22 protein-coding genes and 4 pseudogenes are annotated in these 25427 nt (G+C 37.8%); 9 read left to right on the top strand and 17 right to left on the bottom strand.

Annotated elements, in window-relative coordinates; genetic code table 11:
- Positions 1-144: 144 nt before the first annotated feature.
- Entirely contained in the window at positions 145-1173 is a 1029-nt protein-coding gene (locus tag J2S17_RS00400) for an LLM class flavin-dependent oxidoreductase (RefSeq protein ID WP_307471558.1), read from the bottom strand.
- A gap of 316 nt (positions 1174-1489) precedes the next feature.
- On the opposite strand from J2S17_RS00400, the gene trhA reads away from it, so the two are divergent.
- Positions 1490-2128, top strand: coding sequence for a PAQR family membrane homeostasis protein TrhA (gene trhA, locus J2S17_RS00395; protein ID WP_307470813.1), 639 nt, complete (start codon positions 1490-1492; stop codon positions 2126-2128).
- 60 nt (positions 2129-2188) lie between these two features.
- On the opposite strand, the gene J2S17_RS00390 is transcribed toward trhA, so the two are convergent.
- From J2S17_RS00390 to J2S17_RS00355, 8 genes are all read right to left on the bottom strand, one after another.
- Positions 2189-2479, bottom strand: a complete 291-nt coding sequence (locus J2S17_RS00390; protein ID WP_307470811.1) for an aldehyde dehydrogenase family protein — start codon at positions 2477-2479, stop codon at positions 2189-2191.
- Positions 2480-2605: 126 nt separating this feature from the next.
- The gene (locus J2S17_RS00385; RefSeq protein WP_307470809.1) at positions 2606-3361 is read right to left on the bottom strand and encodes a GNAT family N-acetyltransferase; all 756 of its coding nucleotides are present in this window, start codon (positions 3359-3361) and stop codon (positions 2606-2608) included.
- A complete protein-coding gene (locus tag J2S17_RS00380) occupies positions 3348-4175 on the bottom strand; it encodes a Cof-type HAD-IIB family hydrolase (RefSeq protein ID WP_307470807.1) in 828 nt (275 codons plus the stop codon). The genes J2S17_RS00385 and J2S17_RS00380 overlap by 14 nt, the downstream gene beginning before the upstream one ends.
- Positions 4176-5044: 869 nt before the next feature.
- The gene (locus tag J2S17_RS00375) at positions 5045-6538 is read right to left on the bottom strand and encodes an AbgT family transporter (RefSeq protein WP_307471556.1); all 1494 of its coding nucleotides are present in this window, start codon (positions 6536-6538) and stop codon (positions 5045-5047) included.
- Positions 6539-6824: 286 nt separating this feature from the next.
- The gene (locus J2S17_RS00370; protein WP_307470805.1) at positions 6825-8153 is read right to left on the bottom strand and encodes a hypothetical protein; all 1329 of its coding nucleotides are present in this window, start codon (positions 8151-8153) and stop codon (positions 6825-6827) included.
- 176 nt (positions 8154-8329) lie between these two features.
- Complete coding sequence (locus tag J2S17_RS00365; protein WP_307470804.1) at positions 8330-9628, bottom strand: amidohydrolase; 1299 nt, start codon at positions 9626-9628, stop codon at positions 8330-8332.
- Positions 9629-9664: 36 nt separating this feature from the next.
- The gene (locus J2S17_RS00360) at positions 9665-10852 is read right to left on the bottom strand and encodes a M20 metallopeptidase family protein (protein ID WP_307470802.1); all 1188 of its coding nucleotides are present in this window, start codon (positions 10850-10852) and stop codon (positions 9665-9667) included.
- Between the two features lie 221 nt (positions 10853-11073).
- The gene (locus J2S17_RS00355; protein WP_307470801.1) at positions 11074-11649 is read right to left on the bottom strand and encodes a histidine phosphatase family protein; all 576 of its coding nucleotides are present in this window, start codon (positions 11647-11649) and stop codon (positions 11074-11076) included.
- Between the two features lie 658 nt (positions 11650-12307).
- On the opposite strand from J2S17_RS00355, the gene J2S17_RS00350 reads away from it, so the two are divergent.
- The 3 genes from J2S17_RS00350 to J2S17_RS00340 are packed head-to-tail and all read left to right on the top strand — an operon-like array spanning position 12308 to position 13574.
- A complete protein-coding gene (locus J2S17_RS00350; RefSeq protein ID WP_307470800.1) occupies positions 12308-12847 on the top strand; it encodes a TetR/AcrR family transcriptional regulator in 540 nt (179 codons plus the stop codon).
- Between the two features lie 10 nt (positions 12848-12857).
- Entirely contained in the window at positions 12858-13187 is a 330-nt protein-coding gene (locus tag J2S17_RS00345) for a DMT family transporter (protein WP_307470798.1), read from the top strand.
- Positions 13188-13205: 18 nt separating this feature from the next.
- The gene (locus J2S17_RS00340) at positions 13206-13574 is read left to right on the top strand and encodes a DMT family transporter (protein ID WP_307470796.1); all 369 of its coding nucleotides are present in this window, start codon (positions 13206-13208) and stop codon (positions 13572-13574) included.
- A 98-nt stretch (positions 13575-13672) separates the two neighbouring features.
- Here the strand turns inward: J2S17_RS00340 and J2S17_RS00335 are convergent, their stop codons facing one another.
- Positions 13673-13864, bottom strand: coding sequence for a hypothetical protein (locus J2S17_RS00335; protein WP_307470794.1), 192 nt, complete (start codon positions 13862-13864; stop codon positions 13673-13675).
- Between J2S17_RS00335 and J2S17_RS00330 the strand changes: the two are divergent.
- From J2S17_RS00330 to J2S17_RS00320, 3 pseudogenes are all read left to right on the top strand, one after another.
- Positions 13836-14212, top strand: a pseudogene (locus tag J2S17_RS00330) (signal peptidase I); the annotation flags it as partial. The gene J2S17_RS00335 and the pseudogene J2S17_RS00330 overlap by 29 nt on opposite strands.
- A 178-nt stretch (positions 14213-14390) precedes the next feature.
- Positions 14391-14956 (top strand): annotated as a pseudogene (locus tag J2S17_RS00325) (TasA family protein).
- An 83-nt stretch (positions 14957-15039) separates the two neighbouring features.
- A pseudogene (locus J2S17_RS00320) lies at positions 15040-15754 on the top strand (NAD-dependent protein deacylase).
- Positions 15755-16027: 273 nt separating this feature from the next.
- Here J2S17_RS00320 and J2S17_RS00315 read toward each other — a convergent pair.
- Together J2S17_RS00315 and J2S17_RS00310 are read right to left on the bottom strand one after the other, a co-directional pair.
- A pseudogene (locus J2S17_RS00315) lies at positions 16028-16412 on the bottom strand (RidA family protein).
- Positions 16413-16437: 25 nt separating this feature from the next.
- Positions 16438-16995, bottom strand: coding sequence for a DJ-1/PfpI family protein (locus tag J2S17_RS00310; RefSeq protein WP_307470792.1), 558 nt, complete (start codon positions 16993-16995; stop codon positions 16438-16440).
- 437 nt (positions 16996-17432) lie between these two features.
- On the opposite strand from J2S17_RS00310, the gene J2S17_RS00305 reads away from it, so the two are divergent.
- Together J2S17_RS00305 and J2S17_RS00300 are read left to right on the top strand one after the other, a co-directional pair.
- The gene (locus tag J2S17_RS00305) at positions 17433-19610 is read left to right on the top strand and encodes an MMPL family transporter (RefSeq protein WP_307470789.1); all 2178 of its coding nucleotides are present in this window, start codon (positions 17433-17435) and stop codon (positions 19608-19610) included.
- Between the two features lie 766 nt (positions 19611-20376).
- Positions 20377-20595, top strand: a complete 219-nt coding sequence (locus tag J2S17_RS00300) for a methionine aminopeptidase (RefSeq protein ID WP_307470786.1) — start codon at positions 20377-20379, stop codon at positions 20593-20595.
- A 42-nt stretch (positions 20596-20637) separates the two neighbouring features.
- On the opposite strand, the gene J2S17_RS00295 is transcribed toward J2S17_RS00300, so the two are convergent.
- The 5 genes from J2S17_RS00295 to J2S17_RS00275 form a co-directional block, all read right to left on the bottom strand.
- The gene (locus J2S17_RS00295) at positions 20638-21729 is read right to left on the bottom strand and encodes a metallophosphoesterase (protein ID WP_307470783.1); all 1092 of its coding nucleotides are present in this window, start codon (positions 21727-21729) and stop codon (positions 20638-20640) included.
- A gap of 259 nt (positions 21730-21988) precedes the next feature.
- The gene (locus J2S17_RS00290; RefSeq protein ID WP_307470780.1) at positions 21989-23482 is read right to left on the bottom strand and encodes an SLC13 family permease; all 1494 of its coding nucleotides are present in this window, start codon (positions 23480-23482) and stop codon (positions 21989-21991) included.
- Between the two features lie 408 nt (positions 23483-23890).
- Entirely contained in the window at positions 23891-24439 is a 549-nt protein-coding gene (locus J2S17_RS00285) for a GNAT family N-acetyltransferase (protein ID WP_307470777.1), read from the bottom strand.
- A 109-nt stretch (positions 24440-24548) separates the two neighbouring features.
- Positions 24549-25094 carry a GNAT family N-acetyltransferase gene (locus J2S17_RS00280; RefSeq protein ID WP_307470774.1) on the bottom strand — a complete coding sequence of 182 codons (546 nt, stop codon included), beginning with the start codon at positions 25092-25094 and terminating at the stop codon, positions 24549-24551.
- Positions 25095-25111: 17 nt separating this feature from the next.
- Positions 25112-25237 (bottom strand): hypothetical protein, encoded by a 126-nt coding sequence (locus tag J2S17_RS00275; RefSeq protein ID WP_307470771.1) that lies wholly within the window; start codon positions 25235-25237, stop codon positions 25112-25114.
- Between the last annotated feature and the right edge of the window lie 190 nt (positions 25238-25427).

The following is a 25427-nucleotide window of genomic DNA, read 5'->3' as shown; positions in this document are numbered from 1 at the left end:
TCTATCACTTAAAAAATCTTTCGTCAATGCAAAAACCTTAGATATCTATATGGGTATTTTTTACAAACTTATGGATTTTAATCATATCATCCCCAAAAGAAATAGACTGAAAAATCAGCCTTCTATTACATTTAATCCTTCGCTCTAATGATTCAATTGTAAAGCTTCTGCCAATAACTCAAATGAACGATGGCGCGTTGTTTTTTCAGTTAACATATTTAAAACCATGATTTCATCCACCATCGCTTCCTCAGCGATAGCTCTCAGTTTGTTCTCTACATTAGCGATACTGCCAATGATAAACTTTCCGCTATTTTCTTGTCTCGCCCTTTCCTCTTGAGGTGTAAATTTATGATTGATCGCCTCTTCCAAAGTTGGCGGAGCATATTGAAATTGACCAGTTGCCCATCTGACCCATTGTAGCTCAGCTGGTCCTGCAAGATGCTTTGCTTCTTCTTCTGTTTCAGCAGTTATCACAATGATGCCCATTATACTTTTAGGCTCTGATAAGTGGGCGGAAGGCTTGAAATTCTTACGGTAAGCCCTAAGCATCGGAATTGCTAATTGTGGATTGATATGAGCTGCAAAAACAAACCCTAAACCACGCTCGGAAGCAAATTGCATTCCCCCATCACTTGATCCTAGCATAAAAATATCAGGAATTAACTGTTCTGGTGCAGGTGAAATGGCTTGAAAGGGATGGTCGCTTGAAAAGTTCCCTGAGAAAAAAGAAAGCAGTTCATCAAGCTGTTCAGGAAAGTCATATCTCGTAACCGCTTCTCTGGAACGTCTTAAAGCAAGAGCGGTTAATCCATCCGTTCCCGGCGCGCGGCCAATTCCCAAATCCACTCTCCCAGGGTACAATGCTTCCAAAAGTGAAAAATTCTCAGCAACTTTCAAAGGACTATGATTAGGCAGCATAATTCCGCCTGAACCAATACGAATCCTCTTCGTTACTGCTCCTGCATGGGCACTTAATAAATCTGGAGAAGTACTCATCTGGTGCTTCGTATTATGATGTTCAGCAAACCAATAACGAGTATAGCCTAAACGGTCAGCCAATTGCACAAGCTCACTAGAATCATTCAAACCCTCACTCGCACTGGCTCCATTGTATATAGTTCCTAAATCTAGGATTGATAATTTTAGATTCCCATTTTCCACATGATTCATTCCTTTCATTAACTTAAAATTAGTTAGTATACTAACTATATACTCAAAAAAAGAGCTATTTTGTTCTTAAATCGCAAAAATAAGAACATAAGCTTACATAAGGATGAATCCGATTATATTATGTATCTAATTACCTTTCATCCTGCTCGGTCGTTAGTTTACACTTTTAAGCATATTCGTTTTATCAATAATGGTCAAACAATTGGCTTGACAATCTTTTTGGGCATTTAAATTATCTTTTACTGCTAAATTGTTTTAATATATAAGTACATATTATGTAAATATAATCTTTATACACTTGGAAGGATTGATAACAATGGAAACACATATATTTTCCAAGGGAGAAGAAGTCGCAAATGCCATTATTCATGGGATAGGATTTCTATTGAGTATCGCCGCTTTAGTTATTTTATCCGTTTTTTCATCATTATATGGAACGGCTTGGCATGTTGTTAGTTTTGTCTTATTCGGTACTTCGATGGTGCTCTTATATACTTCCTCAACTATGCTGCATAGTTTACCTGCAGGGAAAGCTAAGGATGTTTTTGAGATTTTGGATCATTCATCGATCTACTTTTTCATTGCCGGTACGTATACGCCTTTTTTATTTATTGCAGTAAAAGGACCTCTGGGTTGGACTCTGTTTGGAATTGTATGGGGATTAGCTATTGCAGGAACTGTTTTTAAATCCTTTTTCGCAAAAAAATACCTTATTTATTCTACCTTGCTGTATGTGCTTATGGGCTGGCTTATCGTGTTCGCTTGGAAAGATCTAGTAGCCAATATCTCAACACAGGGCATGATCTTTTTAGTAATTGGCGGCTTATTATATACGGTTGGAGCCGTTTTTTATGTATGGAGAGGTTTTTATTATCATCATGCAGTATGGCATGTGTTTGTACTTGCAGGTTCAATCATGCATTTCTTCGCCGTACTTACTTTATTACATATTTAGTTTTCAATAGTAAAAAGACATAACGGAGCCCTTCCATTATGTCTTTTTACTACTTCTTTTTTAATATCGGAAGCTGATTGTTTGTATTTCACTAAAATGGTCAAGAGTAGTATTGTAGGATTCTCGGCGGAGACCAGATTTTTTATAACCTCCAAAAGCACTTCCGACCATATGACTTGCCCATCCCATTAACAGTAACTGCTCCAGTACACGGAATGAACTACACGCAAGCTGAGCAAGATCACCTGACCAGACACCACCAGCAACATCTCCGTCAACTTTAAATTTAATCACGCAAACAACCGGTCCAAAAATCTTTTCCTTTACAGTTAACTTTGGGGAAGATCTCAAGTATTCTATTCCCCTTCCTAACTTGCAGAAGATCGACTTTCCTCTAGCAAGGTTTAATACAATACCTAATTTTTATCATATAATTCCTATTTCCATACATTTACTGAGATCAACGCCTCCTCTTACCTATTTAACTAACTTCATTGCCTCATAACGAAAGCCCCCATATTGATATCCTTGTTTTATATACATTTCTCTCGGCGTGTCCTCACCATCTGCAACAAGGATGAACGTTTTATCATGGTAATGTTTCATCACTGCTTGCTGGAGCCTGCTGCCGATTTTTTTATTTCGATACGTTTCCAGAACAGTTAAACTATCGATTTCTGCTGTTGTTTGTGAAAGAAAAACATTCACTGACCCAGCTGGCTCCCCCTTATAGAAGGCAAGTGCTTGAACAACTTCAGTGTTATGATAATTCTTCAAATGAACTGTTTGATTACGAGTGGCAAACTCCTCTCCATGCTCGAGATCCCACTTTTTTTGCAGTTGTAAAAACAGCGCTAGATTTTCTTTCTCAACGAACTGAACCTGAATATCAGGATCATTAATAATAGTAGGAAATCTTTCAGGTTCAATTGTATATAACTCAAGAAACCCCACTACATAGAAATTCTGCTTTAGATAAAATAGCAGTTCTGCCGGCAAGTGTTCCTGTGCTGGAAAATAGAATTTTACATGTTCCTGATGATTGCTAAGGTGGAAATCCATCAAATGTTTTTCTGAAATCCTAAATTCATCTAAAGATGGTATTCTCTTAAATTGTAGAAAATTCGCGTCATACATGACGAGCATTTCCGGATAATGGATATGTTTATATAAATGATTCTCAAAGATCGTTTCACCGAAATGATGTATCTGCTCAAATTTAGTGTTTTGCATCATAAATTGCTCCCTTTAGCACTTCGTCTAATACTGCTCCTACCCCACTGTCGTTATTGGTTAGCGTCACCCTTTTAGCAATTGTTTTTAATTCTTCAATCGCATTTCCCATCGCAACAGGATAACCGCAGTACTGAAATAAGCATAAATCATTGTAGTCATCTCCAAACACCATCGTTTCCTTTGGTGCAACTCTTAATATAGAAAGGATTTCCGTCAACGCGCTTAGTTTTGATACTCCCTTGACCATTAGGATTAAATCCCCATGATCCGTATGAACAGTATTCGCCATACCTTCAAATTCAGCTATAAGGTTTGTATAAATATTATCAATATTAGGCACCAGCATTTTTAAAAATCTATCATTGATAAAGTCACTTTCAAGTAAAACTGGAGGTATTAATTCCCCTTTAGACGCTCCGAAAACTTGGAACTGTAAAGGGGTTAATAGACGATCCGTATAAACTGAATCTTCTATTTCAAATGAGGTATAGATCTTATTATTAAAGGATTGAATATATGGATAGATAGTAGAGATAATCTCATTATCCATTCCTTTATGTATCACTTCTTTAGTTATTTCATTAATAGTGAGAGCCCCGTTATAGAAAATGGTATAACCAAATTGCAGTAATTCAATAGGCAGCATTCTTTTGATAGACCTAGGTGACCGTGCAGTTGCAATTACTATTTTCATTCCATTATTACATTGCAGCAGTGCATTCATAGCCCTCTGCGATACCTGCTTCGCATCATTCAATAGTGTCCCGTCAAGATCTACAACTATCGCTTTAGTTTCGGATATCTTAACCATTAAATCTTCACCTCCCATATTAATAATTGACTGGAAATAGTTCAAGATGAAGAACTCATTTTCTCGATGATTGACCTTATTGGTTTCTTCAGCTGAAAAAATAAAAATATGTTGCGAACCAAAAAAGTTGTCAATGTGAGTTAAGCGGAAGCGTTCTTTAGCAATAAAAAGGTTCCGTCTCCACACATTCCCCAAGATCAGAATTGAAACCATAATTGTATGGATAAACAAATATATAAGGAAATATTCCAATAATCGTCAAATACATTCTTCATACATACCTCTAACTTATCAATCTATTTTACCGCGTTTTCTGAAAATTTAAACTTCCGATATTACGATTATATGTCTATTAATTTATCTAAGATACACCCAATTGAGGAAAACACCACTTTCCTAGTTTTTCTATTACTCTATATTACTATAGGTATTTTTATTCTGTATTCAAACTCTTATTCTAATCGACCTTGAGATATAATATAATCAATCTATCATATTAAGTTGTTCAATTGAGGGAGACATATTGAAGGTTAGAAAAAAGAAAAAATCAAATTTCATTAAAGAAACAATGATCGAAATCAGGGATTTTGTACTCATTGAAATGATTTGGAACTTAGTAGTTAGGAGTATTGGATTGATTTGGAGAATGATTATCTTTATCCTAAGAATGATAGGTCGTTTATTTCTAAATTCTCCTTGATAAACAAACCCAGGAATTAACTCAAAACAAGCAGATGTTTTTCCTCTGTCTTAGATTCATTGTCTCCGCCAATAAGAGTTATCTTGAGGCAAATGAATATATTAGTAAAAAAATGCTTGGGAGATTCCCCAAGCATTTTCTTTACGCTATTTACCAGCTATGTCAGAACTCATTTTTGCAAATACATTTCAATTCCTGGTCCAATTGGGATTCCCAATAGCCCAAATACAAATAGAAGAATAACCCAGAATACAAGGAAAATAATTGAATATGGAATCATCATAGAGATGAGTGTGCCCAGCCCCGCTTTTTTGTCATATTCTCTCATGAAGGCCAATATCACTAGGATATAGGGATTAAGCGGTGTAATGATATTCGTTGTTGAGTCAGCTATTCTGTATGCCGCTTGGATAAATGCTGGATTGTAATCCAATAGCATGAATAGGGGGATAAATATTGGCGCCAATAATGCCCATTGTGCTGAACCGCTAAATATCAGCAGGTTTAATACGGATACAAAGAGGATAAAACCAATGACAACAGGAAGTCCTGTCATATTAATAGACGCGAGAAATTCTGCTCCATTAACGGCAATCCAAGTGCCTAGGTTAGACCAGTTAAAATAAGCAATAAACTGTGAAGCTGCAAAAATCAGGACGATATAGCCTGCCATATCCTTCATTGACTCTCCCATATATTTAGGAACATCTGCTGATTTCACTATTTTTTTAACGGTTACACCATAAGCTGTCGCCATGGTAATGAAGAATATTAGCACTATTGGGATAATTCCGCCTAAAAATGGTGAAGGAATCATGCCGCCATCTTCATTGCGGAGTGGTGAATTTGGCCAAAAGATAATTAATAATAAGAGTGCGATATAAATGGATCCCGCTATGACACTGTTGCGTAGACCCTTTTTCTCAAGGCTTGTGACTGGTTGAAAATCCTTTTTTAAATCGCCATCATAAGTCCCTAAGCGAGGTTCTATTAGCTTTTCGGTAATGAAGCCCCCAATCAATGTTAGGAACACGGTTGAAACAGACATGAAATACCAATTGTCGACAGGCGTAACAATGTAACTGGCATCGATTGCTTTTGCAGCTTCCGTCGTAATACCCGCAAGCAGTGCATCGGTACCTGCGATCAGAATATTAGCTGAAAAACCTGCCCCTACCCCTGCGAATCCAGCTGCTAGACCCGCTAAAGGATGCCTTCCAACTGTGTAAAAAACCATTGCAGCTAATGGAGGTACTAAAACAAAGGCTGCATCTGAAGCAATATTTCCTAAAATCCCAACAAAGAACACTGCATATGTAACGAGTGATTTAGGTGTACTCAAAATCGTCGTTTTAATGGCGGTTTCAAATAAGCCCACTTTATCAGCCAGACCAACACCAAGCATCATCGCTAAGACTAAGCCTAAAGGTGCAAACCCTGTAAAGTTCGAGAGCATGTCCCCTAAAATAAATTGCAGCCCTTCACCTGAGATTAGACTCTTAATCGGAAGTTCTTCCCCAGTTCCAGGATGTACAACCGTTACATCAAACATGCTGACAATCCACGTTAACAGCATGACGAATACTGCTAAGTAGACAAAGATAAAGAATGGATCAGGTAACTTGTTCCCAACCCTTTCAATACCATTTAAAAAATTGGACATTAACTTTGATTCATTTTTCTCCACTTTTTGTGGTTGCAAGACGCTCACTCTCCTTTTTTAGTATTATCGGAATATATCCATAACATTTCCGTTATTATATCATTGGTTTTTAATTCAGAATAGACTTTTATTTAATTATTTTTTAATTTTTTATCAAATTTCCAATAATTCTCAATATAAAGTATATATTATTCTATCTTTTAACATTTTAGTAAGTTAAAGTATTTCTCTTCTCTCTATTTGATGAACGAACAAAAAAGAACCCGAGCACGTTTACTCGGATTCTTTAAGCCTTCAAGCCTATTTGATTGATTTGCAATTCATAAATTTTACGCGGGCGGCCTCGATGCCCAGATTCTTCGCCGGACACTTTCGCCAAGCCTAGCCTTTCCATTTCCACTAGAATCCTCCGCGCGTTTCTATCTGTGCTTTTTAGCCAATGGGCTAAATCTTGTGATGTAATGGCTGTTTTTTGATAATGAACTGATAATGATTCAATTTTCGAAACGATTTTAGGACTTATGCCTGCATCTTTAAAGATTTTTTCCCATTCTCTTCCGTATTTTCTCGTATAAAAAGATATCTCTTCACCATCATCCAGATATATCGTTACCTCTTTTTCTTCATTAACAGTGACGACAACTGGCACTTTCTTTTCTCTAGCATGATCGAAGGCAATTCCTACGTTTTCCTCTGCGTCCAACACCGTCAAACCGTATCCAACACCCACTCTTGCAAACAGCTTACTATGGATGTATATTTCATCACAGATGGATATCATCGATTGATTCCGCATATATAATTCAAGCTCGCCTCTCGTTGTATAAATATAGTGAATCCCATCACCAATTTGTACAATCGACCCATTTACCTCTTCTGTTACTTGCAATAATACTCTTTTTAACTCAAGTACTTGATGCTTTACTTTAAATGAGAAAAGCTGTTCATCATGGGAAAGCGAAGATGATTGTATCATTTCTACTCCAATGATTACGAGCTGAGATTTTTTATACCAGCTAACATGACCTTTTTCTCTAATATGCTCAAGTGACCGATGAAGAGAAAGCTCAGATTGGATAATCCGGTACACAGGAATATTAGCGGCCGATAATTCCTGGTAAACTGTGTTAAGACAGGTAATTGCGGCGTCCACTTTCCCTGATTCATATAGCTTTTTATGGAATTTTATCATTTCCTCTGCTGGCATATAGCCTTCATAGGCATTGAGATGAAATAGGATATTATGGTCTACTAAAGGATTAAGACCTTTTTCGATTTCTTCGGCTTGAATTGTATCTAAACTGAATCTTTTCAACACTTTTTCTTCTTTTATATAAGCCTGTAAAAGGACAGCTAATAAGCTTGCACCATTTAAAGGGGTGAAAGTTGCTTCATGCTCGGTTATTACCCCTTTGGATAAAGCAAAATAATAGGGAGCCTGGCCAGAAAAAAGCCATTGATCGACCCATGCTTTATTCTTTATAATGATTTGTTCTGTTTCCTCAGTATTATCATATACGAAAGGAATGAGACTCAGATCTTTATACTGCTCTCCAACCTCCATCATCTGCTTGACAGAGTCTGACGGTCCTACTACCCCAACCCTTATTTTCAATTTTGAACACCTGCTTCCAATGTTAAAATCATTCTTCAAGTTATGTAAAATGAATGAATCTTCAACAACTATGCTATCTGTTTATTTTAACATGGAAACACTTATTCTCTATACACTTTAACGAATGTTTTTCTGTATGAAGCACATGGGATGAAAAGAAAACAAAAAAAGATTATTTATTTCTGCAGCTGCAGAATAACACGGCCAATCGCTTCAACAGCTACAGAGAGCACTTCCTCATCAAAATCAAATTGCGGATGGTGATGGCCTGCCGCTAGCGGGGTCCCAAAAATCATATAGGTGGCAGATCCGCCAACTTTCTTTACTCTCTGAAGCATAAATGTCGCATCCTCAGAGGCACCCATAGGTAAAACCGGGATAACCTTTTTGATCGAGAAGCTTTCTCTTGCTGCTTTTTCAACAATATTCGTCCACTCCGGACTGCATTCTTCACTCGGGGCGAAGCCCATCACTTCAATTTCCGGGTCAACATCATAGAGTGCTGCACTTGCTTTTAATATCCTTATGGCCTCCGGTACCATATAGTCTTCATTTAACTCCGTTGTTTCTCCGCGTGTTTCAATTTCCATTTTTGCATAATCAGCGACGATATTTCTGCCGCTGCCAGCTTCGAGCTTGCCAATATTAATTCTTGTTTGCCCATCTGCGTGACGGGTGATGCCATTCAAATGCAGTGTTGCAGCCGCCGCAGCTAAAAGAGCATTCTTCCCTTCATTCGGCTCAAGGCCGGCATGAGCTGATTTACCATGGTAGACTGCATTAATCTTTGTGCTTGCAAGGAATTTATTCGTTGTCGCAGCAATGTCGCCGATTTTTAAAGAATGGATGCCAATATGACCGCTAATAAAATAATCTGCTTTATCTAACAAACCTTTATCGACCATTGGTTTGGCGCCTCTCCCTCCTTCTTCTCCCGGTTGGAAAAGAAGGGTATACCTTCCTGTTAGCTCTGCTTGGAATGCATGAATAAAGTGAGCAACACCTATGCCGATTGCAGCATGGCCATCATGGCCGCATGCATGCATATAGCCCGGTCTTGCTGAGGAAAAACCATGGTCCGCTGGAATATGACCACTTTCCACTGACTCATCAATTGGCAAGGCATCTATATCAAACCTCAATACAATATGCTTCCCTGGCTTTCGTGTATTAAATTTTGCAACTAGACCAGTGTGAGCATCCTTCATCTTATCAAGATAATGCGAGGAGATGCCTCTTTCCTTCGCTCGACGTTCATTATTCGCGATTTCCTCATAAGTTGGTAGCCCCATTCTTTTGCTGCTCTCCAGCACCTCTTTCCCCATAGATAAAGAAAATGATAGGCTTTTGAGCTCTTCAGCAATTGTTGCCGTGGTAATATATTCAGTCCAAGCCACTTCCGGATATTGATGTATTCGTCTGCGAGTTTTGATTAAATACGGGGTAATGGTCTTGATGAAGTCTTCCATCTGCATCTTGTCGATTGCCTCCAGTCATTCATTACTTCATTCTTATTTTCTAATCTGAGCTAATGTATCAATTGCTAGCTGGGACATTAACTCTATGCCTTTGGGAAAGATCTCTTCATCCACCATAAAGGATGGGTTATGTAGCGGTTTTTGACCCTCGCCTAATGAAGACCCTAGCCAATAATAAACACCTGGATACTTCTGAAGGAATCGCCCGAAATCCTCACCTGCCATGGAAGGTGCCACTGCTGGAACATTCTCCTCGCCAAACATATTTACCGCAGTCTGTTTCACTCTATCTGCCCATTCCGGAGTGTTAATTGTCGCAGGATATCCATCCAAGTATTCGATTTCCGCTCTCGCACCCATGGCACTTATAGAGCCATTTACTACCTCCAAAAAACGTTTCTTCACTTGTTGTTTCACCTTATTAGAAAGCGTTCTTATCGTTCCTTCCAAAACAACTTCATCAGCGATTACATTGTGTGCAACCCCACCGGATATTTTTCCAATTGTAATAACTGCAGACTGAATAGGATCAACATTACGACTAACAATTGTTTGAATCATTGTGATTACCTGATTGGCAACAGCAATCGCGTCAATAGCTGTATGAGGCATGCTTGCATGACCTCCAGAACCATGGACAGTGATACTAAAACGGTCAGAATTACCCATGATTGGTCCTGAACGCACACCTATTTGACCGGAAGGCAAATCTGGCCATACGTGCTGGCCGATGATTACATCAGGAGGATACTCTGCAAATACACCGTCTTTCATCATTTCGCGAGCTCCTCCCAACGGAGATTTTTCCTCTGAAGGTTGAAAAACTAGCAGAATCGTTCCTCTAATCTCGTCTTTTAATTCATTTAATAGAATTCCAGCTCCAAGAAGCATAGCAGTATGGCTATCATGACCGCATGCATGCATCTTTCCTTCCACTTTAGAAGCAAACGCTAATCCAGTTCTTTCTGTGATTGGCAATGCATCAATATCTGCACGCAAAGCCACTATTCCGCCTTGTTTTCCACCTTTAATCATTCCTAATACACCTGTTTTCGCAAAACCGGTGTGGAATGGTATATCGTGCTTCCGTAAATTTTCTTGTATCTTTAAGGAGGTTTCTACCTCTTCCCCACTTAACTCTGGATACTCATGAAGCTCCCTGCGAAATGCCACGATTTCATCTAGAACTTTATTTGCTTTACCTTTAAATGTGAATGTCATAGACTGTCTCTCCTTTTTAAATGATTAATTAAGGAAATATTCCTTATTAATTCCGATAATATACTATATACGATTATTAGTGAGAAAATTCCTTCATTTTTTTAATATAATTCTCTAAAAAATCAAATTAGTGAGTAATGATCTTTAAAAAGGTGTAAAGAGAGCAATCTTGATTTCATTACAGACTTAGACTCTGACTCAGTAAAGAGCTCAGAAGTCCGTTAATCTGCCTTTAAATGTGAGACTTGGTTGAAATTATGGACTAGCCACTTTTCATCCTTGAAGTGAATGTTGCTGAAGCATGCATTCATAAGTCTGGTCTTTCCCGAACCAATTTCCCCTGCAGACAAATGAGATAAAATCGCATTGATCACAGCCCCATGGGCCACAAGTAAAAGCTTTTCACCTGGATAGTTGTTGTTTATTTTCTTTATCCCATCCATCACACGTGAGGTTAACGTTTCTATTGATTCTAGGTCAGGGATGTTTCCATCAGGAAAATGACTCCGGCGATCATCGAATGTCATCCCTTCTGCTTCCCCAAAGCATCTTTCAATAAAATCATCCATAAACACAAGAGGAAGATTCACTTCCTTCTGTATAATTTCTGCTGTTTGTTTCGCTCTTGTTAATGGACTGGCAATAATCATGTCTGCTGCATTAGCAGATAGATGCTTTCCACATTGCTTAGCTTGTTCCACCCCTTTAAGGTTTAAAGGAATATCAGTTCTACCTTGTATTCTCCCTGCAGCATTCCAATCGGTTTCCCCATGTCTAATTAAACAAATGATACTCATACGCTTCACTCAACCCTTCATTATCATTTCATATCGTTAATCGAAAATCCCCATGCGATTGTTTCACGTCAATTGGCTAGACAATAATGATGGGCAAATCGAATAGCGAAGACGACGTGCTCAGATCTGACCTGCTTTAGGCGCGGAATCTGTTACAAAATCTCAATTTTATTTAACCATTTGGTCATCTTGTGTTCATATCTTCTTAATATATTTTGTCTATACTATAATTACAGCTAGGACAAACAATATCCCCCCCTTTTTTAATAGGGACTGTGCTAAGACGATTAATAACCGTCGAAGGTACAGTCCCTTTGTAATTATATCAACTTTTCTTACAATTCACTTAGTGTTCCTTTTCGAATTCGACTTTATGGCATCTCATCTGAGTTTTATTCAATTAACCAATCACCGACTTGTCCATATGGCATATGATAATCATGTAATTAATAAAATCACTTTTTGCTAACTTACCAGTTTGCTTCTTGAGCCTTAAAGGCTCTTTTTTTTGCTTTGTTTTTTACATTTCTCTGAATAGACTGTAACACAGCTCATTGTCAAAGGGGAAAAATATAAATTGACAATGCACCAAACATAATGATAAATTCAATATACAAAAAAAAACCGTCCAGACGGTTTTAAAAAAAGGCGTGATGACATGGATTCAAAAGCAAATATGAAACGACTGCTCATTTTAAAATCTGCAACAGAATTTATACTCTCGAATGACATTTACTCACTGACATTAGATGCAGTTGCAAAATCTGCAGGAATTAGTAAAGGAGGATTATTATATCATTTTCCAAATAAAGAGGCTTTGTTGAAAGCCTTGGCTTTATATATCTTTGAAGATTTTAATGAACGATTCCTTTTACAGGCAGAGAAAGACCCTGTTGAAAAAGGAAGATATTCACGGGCATTAATCGAGCTTTCAAAATGGGATCTTGATCATCATGCCAAGTTGAATGTCGGGATCGTTGCCAATTCTTTTCTTGATCAAGATTTGCAAGGAAGCATCGATGAACTTTATCAATCGATTCAAACACAGATCATGAATGACGGACTCGATCCAGTCGACTCAACCATTATTAGATTAGCGATCGACGGTTTGTATTTTTCCGAAATGTATCAAATCGCCCCAATAAAAGGCGATTTACGGGAACAAGTTATACAGAGATTACTGGATATGACCAAATAGGAGGATATACATGAATCCATTTTTATTATTAGGCATCGCAATTATTTTCGAAGTATTTGGGAGCTCTATGTTAAAAGCAACACAAGGATTTAAGAAATTACTGCCTTCGATAGGTGTCATCGTTGGATACGGAATTGCTTTTTACGCATTATCATTAACGCTGCAAACTCTCCCTTTAGGGACGGCCTACGCCATTTGGGCTGGATTAGGGACAGCCCTTACTGCTCTCGTTGGCATTTTTATTTATAAAGAAGGAATCAATTCTAAAAAAGTATGTGGATTAATTTTAATTATCGGCGGAGTCATTATGCTTAATCTTGCAAATGGCGGAGTGCACTAAATAATGGGAGGCATTCTTGTGAAAGGCTATCTATTCTTATCATTTTCAATTGTTTTTGAAGTATTCGCGACAACTATGCTTAAACTATCGGAAGGCTTTACTGTCCTTCTCCCTTCCGTTGGGGTACTGCTTGGATATGGATTATCCTTCTACTCATTATCTCTTTGTTTAAAAACGTTACCGTTGAGCTTAGCATACGCTATTTGGTCAGGAGTTGGTACAGCCCTGACTGCCTTGATCGGTGTGATGATTTGGAATGATCCATTTAATATTCTCACTTTTGCTGGGCTATCTCTTATAATTGGCGGTGTCGTTTTATTAAACGCATCTAATAAGGATGCTTCTATGGAATCGCCAGTTGAGTCTGAAAGGAGCCAGCAAGTTTAGGATGAAGTTAACACATACAGAAGATTGCCAATCTCCTATCCCTGGATAAGTGAAGGCAATTTTCTGTATATATTTCCTCTTATTCAGAGACTTGACCATCACAGTGATTTTAATGAATATTCCATATAGTGATTTTTCTTACCCCGATAAAAATCGATTGTTTCCTCATTGGTTAATTGCATCATTTTACTAAGCTCTATGCCGAATTCAATAAATGCATGTCCTTGAGCGGTTAAAATATGCTGGCTTCTAACGATCGGCTTATCAGGGTCGATGGAGCCTACGTTCATGACTGGATCAGTTATTGCTATTGAGACTAAGAAGGACCCGAAAACTTATCAGGCTGGAGATAAGATAATCAGCTTGTCACTCACCGAATTGAGGAAGTATCTATTAAAAATGGAGGGACTACCTATAAAACAAAAGGCGATAACAATAATGGAGCTGACTTATGGACTGTTCCCGCCTTCGATGTTGTCGGTCAATATTCCGGCATCACGATTCCATATATCGGGTATTTACTTAGCGTTGCCCAATCTAAAGAAGGCACAGCAGCCCTGCTGATTATTCCGGGTATCATACTATTGCTCTCAAGCTTTCCCAGAGAGGAAGAAACAATGGTTCAAGAAGCCGTTTAATAAAGCTATTTCTCTCTATTATTCTGTTGTATAGCCATAAAGTCACCTACATTTGAGTTCCATGATTACCGTGCTTGAAACCAGGCTCTGCCTCATTTCAAATAGAGAGTGAATACATATTAACTTTTTAAAAAACAGGAGGAAGACAAATGAAATTTAAATTCACGAGAAAAACTTAATGACTGCTGCACTTGGACTTTCACTTAATAGCGGTGGGACATACGCCTATTTCAGTGATACCTTCGCAACGCAAAACACATTTGCTGCTGGAACACTCGATTTAGCAGTCAATCCAGATTTTGTTGTAAATATTGATAATATTAAGCCAGGCGATGAAGTTTATCGCGAATTTACTTTAGAGAATAATGGATCACTCGATATTCACAAGGTGCTGCTCGACACGCAATATATTGTAGAGGATGCAAAGACTGATAATGTTGATGACTTCGGCAATCATATTGAAGTAACAATTATGTATAATACCAGCAGTGCGACAGTACCTATCGTAGAAACTACACTATATGATTTACAAACCCAGCAGCCTGATATCGCTGCAATTGATACCTTTGTGGGCAACGAACAAATTCCTGATGGCATATCTGCTGGTGAAAAAGAAAAGATGTTTGTTCTTTTCGAATTTGTTGATAATGGCGAAAATCAAAACCAATTCCAAGGGGCAAGCTCCGGGTCAACTGGACATTTAATGCAGAGCAAACAACTGGAGAATATTACGAAAACGAATAATATTATTTATGGACCTGCTCGTTTACTGTTGGAGCAGGTTTTTCTCTATAATAGAGTAAACAGCTGAAAGTGAGTGATTATTTTTGTTAAAAGAATGGCTCTTAAACTCAAATTACACGGTCGTCTTCACAGGCGCCGGCATGTCAACTGAGAGCGGCCTCCCTGATTTCCGCTCATCAACTGGACTCTGGAAGCAAAAAGACCCTAGCCAGCTAGCGAGTAACCGAGGCTTTAAATCATAATATCGAGGAATTTATTGATTTTTATAAAGAAAGAGTGGTGGGGATTAAGAGGTATAGACCCCATCAAGGTCATACTATATTAGCTAAATGGGAACAGGAGGAGCTGATTCATTCCATCATTACGCAAAACGTTGATGGATTTCATGGTGAAGCTGGATCTGTTCGGGTCGCGGAGCTTCATGGTACCTTACAAAAACTGCATTGTCAGTCCTGCAGCAAAGAATATAGCAGTGAAAAGTATATGCACCAAGACTATCAATGCGAATGTGGTGGAATATTACGGCCTTCCGTCGTCCTCTTTGGTGAATCATTACCCACCGATGCTTTTCAAATGGCTTATGATGAAGCTGAGAAAGCCGAGTTAATCATCGTCCTCGGATCCTCATTAACTGTCACTCCAGCTAATCAATTTCCATTAATAGCAAAGGAAAATGGGGCAAGGCTTGTCATTGTGAATCAAGAACCAACTGATTTTGATTTGTACGCAGACCTCGTGATTCATAAACGGAAAATCGGTGAAGTTCTAATGGAGATTGAAGCAGCTATCGAAGAATAAGGTGAACCCTTTTGGTTGCTCCTGGATTGATACACGCCTCCTCCCATCCGTCTCAAAAAAAAAAGCCCGGGAAGAATATTTATTCTTCTCCGGATCTTCCTCCCAAGTGGGGCTTAGGATCTTATATTAAATATACAGGTGATTTTTTCAACTTGCATGAAATTTGTAAGAACTTCTCACATGGTTTTTAATGATTGTTGATTTTGTTTGTTAATATATTGCTTATCCTAACCAGGAACTCCACTTTGATTGCTGAAGATGTAGTTTCTTGGTTTAGTCGGTGATAATGGCTTCAGCTTCTATTTCAACAAGAAGTAGCGGATCAATGAGTGCTTTTACTTCAACCATCGTAGCTGCTGGTTGAATGTCTTTAAAGAATTCGCCATGCGCATCTCCTATTTCGTCCCATTGGGATATATCTGTTACAAACATTCGAGTTCTCACTACATCTGTTAGGTCAGCACCTAATTCCTCTATTGCTGCTTTAATTGTATTTAATATATATTTGGTTTGCTCATATGGATCGCCTACCTACTATATTTCCGTCAATCATTGCTGTCGTTCCAGCAACTTCTATCCTGTCGCCAATTTTTATGGCTCGGCAATACCCAACCGCCGATTCCCATGTTAATCCCGTAAAAATGCGTTTTCTCTCCAAACCTTATATACCCCCAATCAAATCGCTAAGCTAGTTTCTGGCCAATAGGTTGAATGGTCTGCCAAACTTCATTTTTCACATTTTCATTAGTTAATTTCTCTATAATCCAAAATGATAGGTCTTGTGCAGCTAAACAACCCGCCGCAGTGGCTATATTGTTCTCGACGACAAGTGATTCTTCGACAATATTGACATTAAACTGTGCCAGCTCTTCCTTAACTGTTGGATAAGTGGTAGCTCTTTTACCATCTAAAAGACCAAGTGCGCCCAAGAGAAGAGCACCTGAACACATGGAGGTAACGAGCTGTTCAGACGGATTTACATTGATTCTTTTCAAATATTGCTCATCCTGATACAGCTTTCTCGTCCCAGGACCACTAGCAAACAAAACTGCATCTGCATGGCTTAGCTCATCAATAGGCATATGAACAGGGACAGTCAGACCAGTTACAGAAATATGACTTTCACTTGTCCCGTATATTTGGACAATCCAGCCAGGAAGCTTTACACGGTTTAAAATATCCCATGGCAAAAAAACATCTATATCTGTAAACTCATCAAAAGCAACAATTGCAACCTCCATCGTCTTCTCTCCTTTTATCATATGAATTTTTCTAAGTATATGTAGTCATATTGAAATGATTATGATCAAATTCTGTGTCAGATGGCGTCTCATTTTTTCACCCAAAATCTCCATATCACGGAAGGCTTGTTCAGGACGTCATTTCACCTTATAAATTTGTTCTTATTTTTTCCATATTTCACGCAAAACCCACCATATTATAATGAAAATTCCGACATAAACAGCTTAACATATGAAAGAAGAAAAGGATACTTCTCCTAGATTAAGCCATATATAACGTCTATATGCCTTTCGTCACCCTATAAATCTCCATTAGCAAAAAAAAAATTTCTTGAGCAAAAGAATTACCAAACCCATTCGAAAGTAAGATTGTAAATTCTTGTTCATCCTCCGTTCAAATTTCATTTTTATTATTAGTACAAGAGGAGATGAGCCCTATGCAAAACCAAATTCAAAAGTTAGTAAAATTCTCAAGCAGCTCAAAAGGTGCGAAAATAGTTATTTTTACTTGGATAGCAGCTGCTATATTTTTAAGTATTTTAGCACCAGGGTCTAAAGAATTTTCCGGAACGAGTCAAGAACAAAGCGTGAGCCAGGATCTACCTTCAGAGGTTGCTGCTCAATTACAAAAGGAGGAGTTCCCAAGCGATGAGGGGCTGACTGCATTATTAGTTTTTCACAATGAAGAGGAGATTACTTCTTCCGATCGTGAACAAATAACAGCATTTAGCAATTGGCTTGCATCAGACGAGAGACCAGATCATATTGCAAGTGCTTTGCCATACCACAAATTCCCATCCTCAGTCCAGGATGAAATGTATTCTGAGGACGGGAGTACACTTATATTTAATTTAGCATTAACAGCGGAACTCGAATCAGATGAAGCAAATGAAACATTGGAACAATTACGTGAACAGGTTGAAATACTGGGACTTGATCATTTGCAATTTGAAATCACCGGTCCGGCTGGTATATCAGCTGATACAATCTCCATTTTCAGAAATGCGGATTTTGTGCTTATGATAGGCACCATTGCCTTAATTTTTATTATCTTAATCATTATCTATCGTTCACCATTGCTTGCCATCACCCCATTAATTATTGCAGGTGTAGTGTATGCAATCGTTGATAGATTGCTGGGACTGGCAGGGAAAACTGAATGGTTCGCCGTTGATGGATCTGCGGTTTCAATCATGCTTGTCTTATTGTTTGCCGTATTAACAGACTACAGCTTGTTTGTCTTTTCAAGATATCGAGAGGCATTACGGAGGAATGTCTCTAAATATGGGTCAATGCAGGAGGCCATGCATCATGTATCAGAACCGATATTCTTTAGCGGTGGAACAGTCCTGCTTGCAATGCTGACATTATTTTTTACTGTGTTTGAGCCATATAATCATTTTGCGCCAGTTTTCTCAATCGCTGTCGTCATCATTCTATTAGCAGGTTTGACACTCATACCAAGTATCTTTGCTTTAATGGGCAGAAAGGCATTCTGGCCATTTGTTCCAAAAATGGAGGAAACGAAAGTAGAGAAAAATCATTTCTGGAATAGGGTAAGTAAACAAGTCGTAAAACGTCCAAGTTGGTTTGCGGGAATACTTCTTATTGTATTTCTTATTGGAGCTTTCAATTTTTCAACGATTAATTATTCATTTAATCTGTTAAAGTCTTTCCCTGAGGATATTTCTTCACGACAAGGGTTTGAGCTTTTAGAAGAAAATTACCCAGCTGGTCAACTTGCACCAGTCACGATTCTCTTAGCTAGCACGGATAGTGTAACGCCAGGTGAAGAAGTCTTACAAAAGGTTAAACGAATGGTTGATCAGCTGCAAAGTCAATCTGGTGTCTCCTCTGTTTCACCAGAGCTGACCGACGAGATGGTTAGCGGAGAAGAGAATCTGCCGCGGAATTTCGCAGCAAAATCGAACAAGGCATACCGTCTTCAACTGATATTAGACAATAATCCTTATGATGAAGAAGCATTGGACACTGTTGAAAACTTGCGGGAGCTAGAAGGTGATATCTTAAAAGATGCAGGATTCACAAGCGGCGATTATGAATTGCATATTGCTGGCCAAACCGCACAGCAGCTTGATGTCAGGACGATGAATAGTAGAGATATGATTGTTCTGTTATCAGTGGTCACTGTCCTGTTAACATTGGTACTTGGGATTCAAACAAAATCATTCCTTCTGCCAGTGTTGATGATGTCAACCATTCTTCTATCCTATTTCGCTTCCTTAGGATTTAGCTGGTGGATATTCGAGAATATCCTGGGCTATGATGCGATTAGTTACCGATTACCTGTCTATACCTTCGTTTTCATGGTGGCACTGGGAATCGATTACAATATCATGCTCGTGTCAAGAATTCGCGAACAAGCGAAGCATCTTCCATGGACAGAAGCGGTTGGCCGAGGCGTATCATTAACCGGCGGCGTCATCTCATCTGCTGGATTAATCCTAGCAGCCACATTCGCCGTACTAATGACACAGCCCTTACAAGAACTATTCCTATTCGGCTTCACCATGGCACTCGGAATCCTCCTCGACACCTTCATTATCCGAGGATTGTTCCTGCCAGCCATCTTGATAATAACTAAAAGGAAATAGGTGCCTGTCACCTCCATGTTTCTACATTATTCGACATTCACATTAGTAAAAAGCCGGTTTTCCTCTGCTGAGGATTACCGACTTTTTTTTATAAATCACAACCGATCTATTAAGTTCAACTCAACGATAGGATCTTAAACTATAAAGGGATTTACACTTGTCGAATTTTGGAGGTGACAGGCACCTCATTCTCCTTCCATTATTATGAAAGATTTTCGACTAATTAAAATATTTACAATTTTATAAAAATGACTTTTTTGCTTTTAAAAACTCAGTTATAATAAATTTACTCCGCAGGATTTACTAGATTACTAAGAAAAAAGTAGGTGGTGCTGATTATATACGTGTGTCAAAGTAGGAAATTGGTTTCTTGATTTACTTTTTTTGTTTTGTATGAAAAACAAAGATTTATTTTACTCTCATCAAAACGACCTAACTCATCTCTTAGAAAGAAACCAATTGTGGTGTATCCCCATTCGAACCGGGAAGGAAGAACCTTTTCCCAGTAATCATCAGGCTAATCCTTTCTACAATTATCGCAGTAATCATTTGGTAAATGCTCTTCAAGTAATCTTTTCAAGGGTTTTTGAAATAAGCGTATGAGGTGCTATCTAAAAAATAACACCTTCTCATCAACTTTAAAATCTCCAAGATACTACTTTTTAATAATTTTAGCTTGTACTACTTTGACTCACCTCACTCACTTTGATGTATAAAATACTTGCCACTAAACCAAACTATATATAAAAGAAGAGGAGGAAATATGATGGGTTTATTTCAAGCATTTAACGAGTGGAAAGCATCAATGAACGAAAAACATGTGTCAAAAATGAAGGAACTAGATAAATGTCCGGATTGCCGAGGAAGAGGATTCCCTTACTATCCAGGAAATGAGTATATGTTTCTAGATGACGAAGCCATTTATTGTGCTAGCTGTGAGGGTAGCGGACTTTACAGCGCATGGGAAAATCAACAAATAGAGTAAAATAGCAAGCTTTCACAAAAAAACCCAACAAGTCTGTTGAGTTTAATTGAATGTTACATTAATAACCATTACTTCAGATTGACTGCCGATACGCAAAGCAGGACCCCAGAGGCCAAACCCAGATGAAGTGAAGGAATGCAGTTGTTCTTTCTTCAAATAACCCCAATCATTCTCGTACATTCTTTGAGTAATTAAATGGGCTGGAGCTAATTGACCTCTATGTGTGTGTCCTGAAAAAATCATGTCTACTCCCAATTTTTGCGTTTTGGTTATTTCTCGAGGCTGATGATCTAGCACTATAACTGGCTGTGTCATGTCAACATCTTTCAATAATAATTCGAGTGATTTTCTATCTCTGTTAGAATAATCTTCTCTTCCTATAATCGTCAATTGCCCTTCTATATCTGTAACTTCATCCATTAAAAAAGGGATGCCAATATCCTCTAGTTCCGCTTTAATATCCTCGTTATCCCCACCATAATAGTCATGGTTACCAGGAGTTGCATATACGCCAAGAGGTGCAGCTAATTTTTCCATAGTCGTTCTCATTTCTTCTTCAACATATGAAGTAATATCATCATTTATTATGTCCCCTGGTAAAAAAATGATATCAGGCCTTTCATCATTAACGATTTTCACAAGCTTTTCAAGATGATTATTACCTACAATTGTTCCGAGATGCAGATCTGAAGCCATAAGAATCTTTAACTCTTTGTTTTTCCCTTTGACTTCTTTGTCAACTGCTATATCGTATTCCCTTACAACAGGGGTCCACGCGTTAAATGAACCATAAATAAATACAAACATAAAGAATATAACAATTGTCCACCCTAAACCCATTTTCCATTTTCTTTTCTTCTTCGTTACAAAATAAATCAGATTTGCTATTGGCAGTAAAAGTAAACTATATCCAACGACTACTAACCAATAGCCGCCAACCATCTCCAAAAGCGGAGAAGAAAGGGCAAAGGAGGCGAAAAACGAAATGGATAGGAAGGATATAACCGCGATATAGGACTTTTTATATTTAAATGAAAATGTAGCTTTTAGCCAACCCCAACCATTCACTCCTATGTAAAAGCAAATGCTGCCGTAAAGACAAATGAAGGCTAAAAAAACAAGAATAGTGGTCATGAAACAACTCCTTATCATTACTATTTCCCTAAAATAATATACTATACTAATGACACTCATAGTCAAATATCTTGCTTCACAAAAAAGAAACGTGTGGAATTCACACGTTTCTTCGCTTTGCCAAGATTGGTCAAGTTGACTAATCTCTGTACCTTTATACACCCTCTGTGTTTCCCCACTATAATGTATGCAAGTATCTAAACATTGTTAACAAAAAGAGAGAAGTCCAAGAGGACATCCTCTCATAACCAATTCTAGATTAGATCGTTATTCCGAAAACAATTGGCATCCAGTAGTACACAGCAAGTGTGATGACAATAACACTCACTATATTTAGCCAAACTCCGGCTTTAGCCATATCAGAAATCTCCAATTCACCCGCGCTAAATACGGCCGTATTTGGCGGTGTCGCAACAGGTAGCATATAACAAGAACCTGCAGCAAGCGCAACTGCTGCCATCATAATAAGTGGATCAATTCCGATGGCAATTCCTAGTCCTGCTGATATTGGCAAAACAAGATTAGCCACAGCAGTATTCGATAAGATTTCGGTCATGCCCAAAACAATAACGACAAGCAATAATATGATGATAAACGGTGTGTAAGCTTGAAGTCCCTGTAAAGCAACAGCGATAAATTCATTCACACCTGAATGTTCTAGACTAGCTGCTAAAGCAAGTCCTCCACCAAATAGAACGAGCACACCCCAAGGAAGCTTTTCTAAATCTTTCCATTCGAGAATTCTTTCCCCTTTATGCGTACTTGGTAGGAAGAATAATAAAACAGCACCCAACATGGAAATACTCGCATCCGGTAATGACCCTAGATTTCCTAAGAATGATAGGAAGCTCACATTATCTGCAACCCATGTAATCGCCGGTTTCCCTACCCATAATGACACAGTCATTAAGAATACCGCAATAACAATCCACTCTTCAGTCTTCACTTTGCCAAGATTTTTCTTCTCTTCTTTAATAAAAGATACTGATTTTTGATTGGTTACTTTCACTTTGAATTTCATTTTGGTTAAGTAGAAATAAAGGAATACAAACATAATGACAGCAACTGGTCCAGCAAAAATTAACCACTGTACAAATGTAACCTCAACATCAAACTGGATTTTAGCAATCCCGGCAAGCGCAGCATTTGGAACAGCTGCCACAAGTGTAGCTAAACCGCCAATTGTTGCACTATATGCAACCGCTAACAAAATCGATTTAGCAAAGAATTGCAGGTTCTTATCTTCAAGAATCTTTTTCTCTCTTACCTCAGAAATTAAAGCAAGAGCAACTGGAAGCATCATTAATGCTGTGGCCGCGTTGGAAATAAACATCGTCAATAACCCTGTTGCCAACATGATACCAAGAATAATCTTATGACTTTCCGTACCAATCATGTCAATAATGGTTAAAGCAATTCTCCTATGTAAGTTCCATTTCTCAATTGCAATGGCAAGAATGAAACCGCCCATATACATGAAAATAACTGATTCACCATATGAACGGGATACAACATCTACTGGGGCTCCACCAAATAATGGAATAATTATTAATGGAAGCAATGATGCTACTGCCATAGGCACCGCTTCAGTAACCCAATATGTACCAATCATAGCAATACTCGCTACTACAACTCTTCCCTCATATGCAATCATGTCATTTGGTATTAAAAAGAATACCAATAACGCTAGCACTGGTCCTAATATAAGACCAATTAAGTTTGTCCGCGTATAAGCTTTCTGCTCTTTCGACATTTTCCTCACCTTCTTTTCATTTTTCTAAGATAACTCTTATTACTTTACTGGAATTTGTCGAATTTGAAAATAGATTAGGTATAATTATTTCATATTTTCTTATTTTTAGATATGTAACCGCCTTCAAAACCCATGATTCACAAGCTTTTTTTCAATAAACTTACAATTCAAACATAATTAATCAATTGAACTTAGTTTGTTCATTTCATTATGGAGATATAACAGGAAAACTAGAAATTTATTATCTAATTTTCATTACTAACATACTTTCGATATTTTTTGATGAGTATATCAGTTCTTTACTTGCCCCTGCAAATATCTTGCATATACCTAAAAAGCTCAAAAAAAAAACCCAATTATCCCACTCTAAAAAGGGATAATTGGATATGAAAAAACACTCATTTGATCTTATTTTCTATTAAGCCATTCTTCTTTCAATATACTATACGTTACAATATCCTCAAAATGATCATACAGCCATTGCCCCTGTCTGACCATTCCTTCCTTCATAAAACCTAGCCGTTCTGGAACAGCCATACTTTTATGGTTACTGGCTGCACATTGAATTTCAACTCGATTTAAATCCATTTGATCAAACAAATAATCGTTCAAACTTGATAAAGCTCTAGTAATTACACCTTTACCTTGCGCTTCCTCTCCGAGTAAATAGCCTACACTAGTTGTCCTGTTTTTCCAATCAATTTGATGGAGGCCGATCATGCCAACCAACTGTCCATTAACCCTGACACCTGCATCAAAACCGTTATTGTCTGCATATTTCTGAAGCCAAACCCGAATCACCGGATCAAGATCATCTGCCTTTTCCCGTTTATCTACCCATGATAACCATTTTCGCAAATGAATTCGATTTTCATCTATAAAAGAAAACAATTCTTCTTTATGATGCTGCTGAAATAATTCGATTGATAATTCCTCATCTACTTTAAATGAAAACATTTTCTCTCCCCCTTAATAAATAGAACAACGACTCTTTTAGACTTCCCGCCATTCTTTAAGTACCCTATTTTGAGGAGGATTACCTTTTATATAAGTTTACGAATAATAATCAGTCATTAAACCTTCCCATTATAATCGTGTTATAATATTTTCCATCTGAAAGAATTTTGTCATTTTTTAATATACCTTCGATTTCGAAACCGAGTTTTTTATACAGTTGAATGGCACGAATGTTTGTTTCCAAAACATTTAAAGTGATTTTTTTAATGGCATTCAAATCAGCCCAGGTGATAGATTCTTTTAAGAGGTTCGTCCCAACACCATAACCCCAAAATTCTTTTAATACACATACTCCGAATTCTGTTTTATGAGAGAATCTATTTAAATAAATGCCTTCACATCTTGAAAATCCAACAATCCGATTATCAACCTCCGCAACTAAAAATAGGTTTCTTTCCATCTCGGTGTCCGTTTGTATAATCTGTTCAAACCCTGGTATATCAATAAGCCCCTCCCCCTTTTCTCTATCAAGATTTTCGGTTTCTCCATCAATCTGCAATCTTACTTCCGTTAAATCCTTAGCATCCTTTTCGATTGCAGATCTAACGGTATAGTTCTGCCCATTAACTTCAAATTCTTGTTTGGCAATAACCATGATCTACTCCATTCGTATCAATTTTTTGGATTTGGTATCAGCCTTTCTAATTCATCTTGGTAAATTTGCTCAAGAACCAGCTTTTCTGCTTTATATCTCTTTTCCCATACTTCTGTCCAGGGATGAATACAAGTTTTGCGCAAGTGATCCAGCCCCCCTTTTATTCTTTAGAATAAATTCTGCCTTGCACATCGTTTTCCTTCTTTTATACAAAAAAAGTATTCTTACATAAGAATACTCAGGTTGTAGAATTTAAGATTGGAAGTAGGAATATCATGATTTTTTCCCAAACCCATGGGATTGAGAGTTGCCTTTTTTATTTCAACAAAACCC

This window comes from Cytobacillus purgationiresistens, assembly GCF_030813235.1.
Classification (GTDB): domain Bacteria; phylum Bacillota; class Bacilli; order Bacillales; family Cytobacillaceae; genus Cytobacillus; species Cytobacillus purgationiresistens.
Note: the sequence above shows the minus strand (reverse complement) of the source record. Positions and strands in the feature narration are given on the sequence as shown.

What these genes read in the sequence shown, in the direction of transcription:
- J2S17_RS00400 (WP_307471558.1), bottom strand. Translation starts at nt 1,173, where the DNA reads ATGAATCATGTGGAAAATGGGAATCTAAAATTATCAATCCTAGATTTA.
- trhA (WP_307470813.1), top strand. Translation starts at nt 1,490, where the DNA reads ATGGAAACACATATATTTTCCAAGGGAGAAGAAGTCGCAAATGCCATT.
- J2S17_RS00385 (WP_307470809.1), bottom strand. Translation starts at nt 3,361, where the DNA reads ATGCAAAACACTAAATTTGAGCAGATACATCATTTCGGTGAAACGATC.
- J2S17_RS00380 (WP_307470807.1), bottom strand. Translation starts at nt 4,175, where the DNA reads ATGGTTAAGATATCCGAAACTAAAGCGATAGTTGTAGATCTTGACGGG.
- J2S17_RS00375 (WP_307471556.1), bottom strand. Translation starts at nt 6,538, where the DNA reads ATGTCCAATTTTTTAAATGGTATTGAAAGGGTTGGGAACAAGTTACCT.
- J2S17_RS00365 (WP_307470804.1), bottom strand. Translation starts at nt 9,628, where the DNA reads ATGCAGATGGAAGACTTCATCAAGACCATTACCCCGTATTTAATCAAA.
- J2S17_RS00360 (WP_307470802.1), bottom strand. Translation starts at nt 10,852, where the DNA reads ATGACATTCACATTTAAAGGTAAAGCAAATAAAGTTCTAGATGAAATC.
- J2S17_RS00355 (WP_307470801.1), bottom strand. Translation starts at nt 11,649, where the DNA reads ATGAGTATCATTTGTTTAATTAGACATGGGGAAACCGATTGGAATGCT.
- J2S17_RS00350 (WP_307470800.1), top strand. Translation starts at nt 12,308, where the DNA reads ATGGATTCAAAAGCAAATATGAAACGACTGCTCATTTTAAAATCTGCA.
- J2S17_RS00345 (WP_307470798.1), top strand. Translation starts at nt 12,858, where the DNA reads ATGAATCCATTTTTATTATTAGGCATCGCAATTATTTTCGAAGTATTT.
- J2S17_RS00335 (WP_307470794.1), bottom strand. Translation starts at nt 13,864, where the DNA reads ATGAACGTAGGCTCCATCGACCCTGATAAGCCGATCGTTAGAAGCCAG.
- J2S17_RS00310 (WP_307470792.1), bottom strand. Translation starts at nt 16,995, where the DNA reads ATGGAGGTTGCAATTGTTGCTTTTGATGAGTTTACAGATATAGATGTT.
- J2S17_RS00305 (WP_307470789.1), top strand. Translation starts at nt 17,433, where the DNA reads ATGCAAAACCAAATTCAAAAGTTAGTAAAATTCTCAAGCAGCTCAAAA.
- J2S17_RS00300 (WP_307470786.1), top strand. Translation starts at nt 20,377, where the DNA reads ATGGGTTTATTTCAAGCATTTAACGAGTGGAAAGCATCAATGAACGAA.
- J2S17_RS00295 (WP_307470783.1), bottom strand. Translation starts at nt 21,729, where the DNA reads ATGACCACTATTCTTGTTTTTTTAGCCTTCATTTGTCTTTACGGCAGC.
- J2S17_RS00290 (WP_307470780.1), bottom strand. Translation starts at nt 23,482, where the DNA reads ATGTCGAAAGAGCAGAAAGCTTATACGCGGACAAACTTAATTGGTCTT.
- J2S17_RS00285 (WP_307470777.1), bottom strand. Translation starts at nt 24,439, where the DNA reads ATGTTTTCATTTAAAGTAGATGAGGAATTATCAATCGAATTATTTCAG.
- J2S17_RS00280 (WP_307470774.1), bottom strand. Translation starts at nt 25,094, where the DNA reads ATGGTTATTGCCAAACAAGAATTTGAAGTTAATGGGCAGAACTATACC.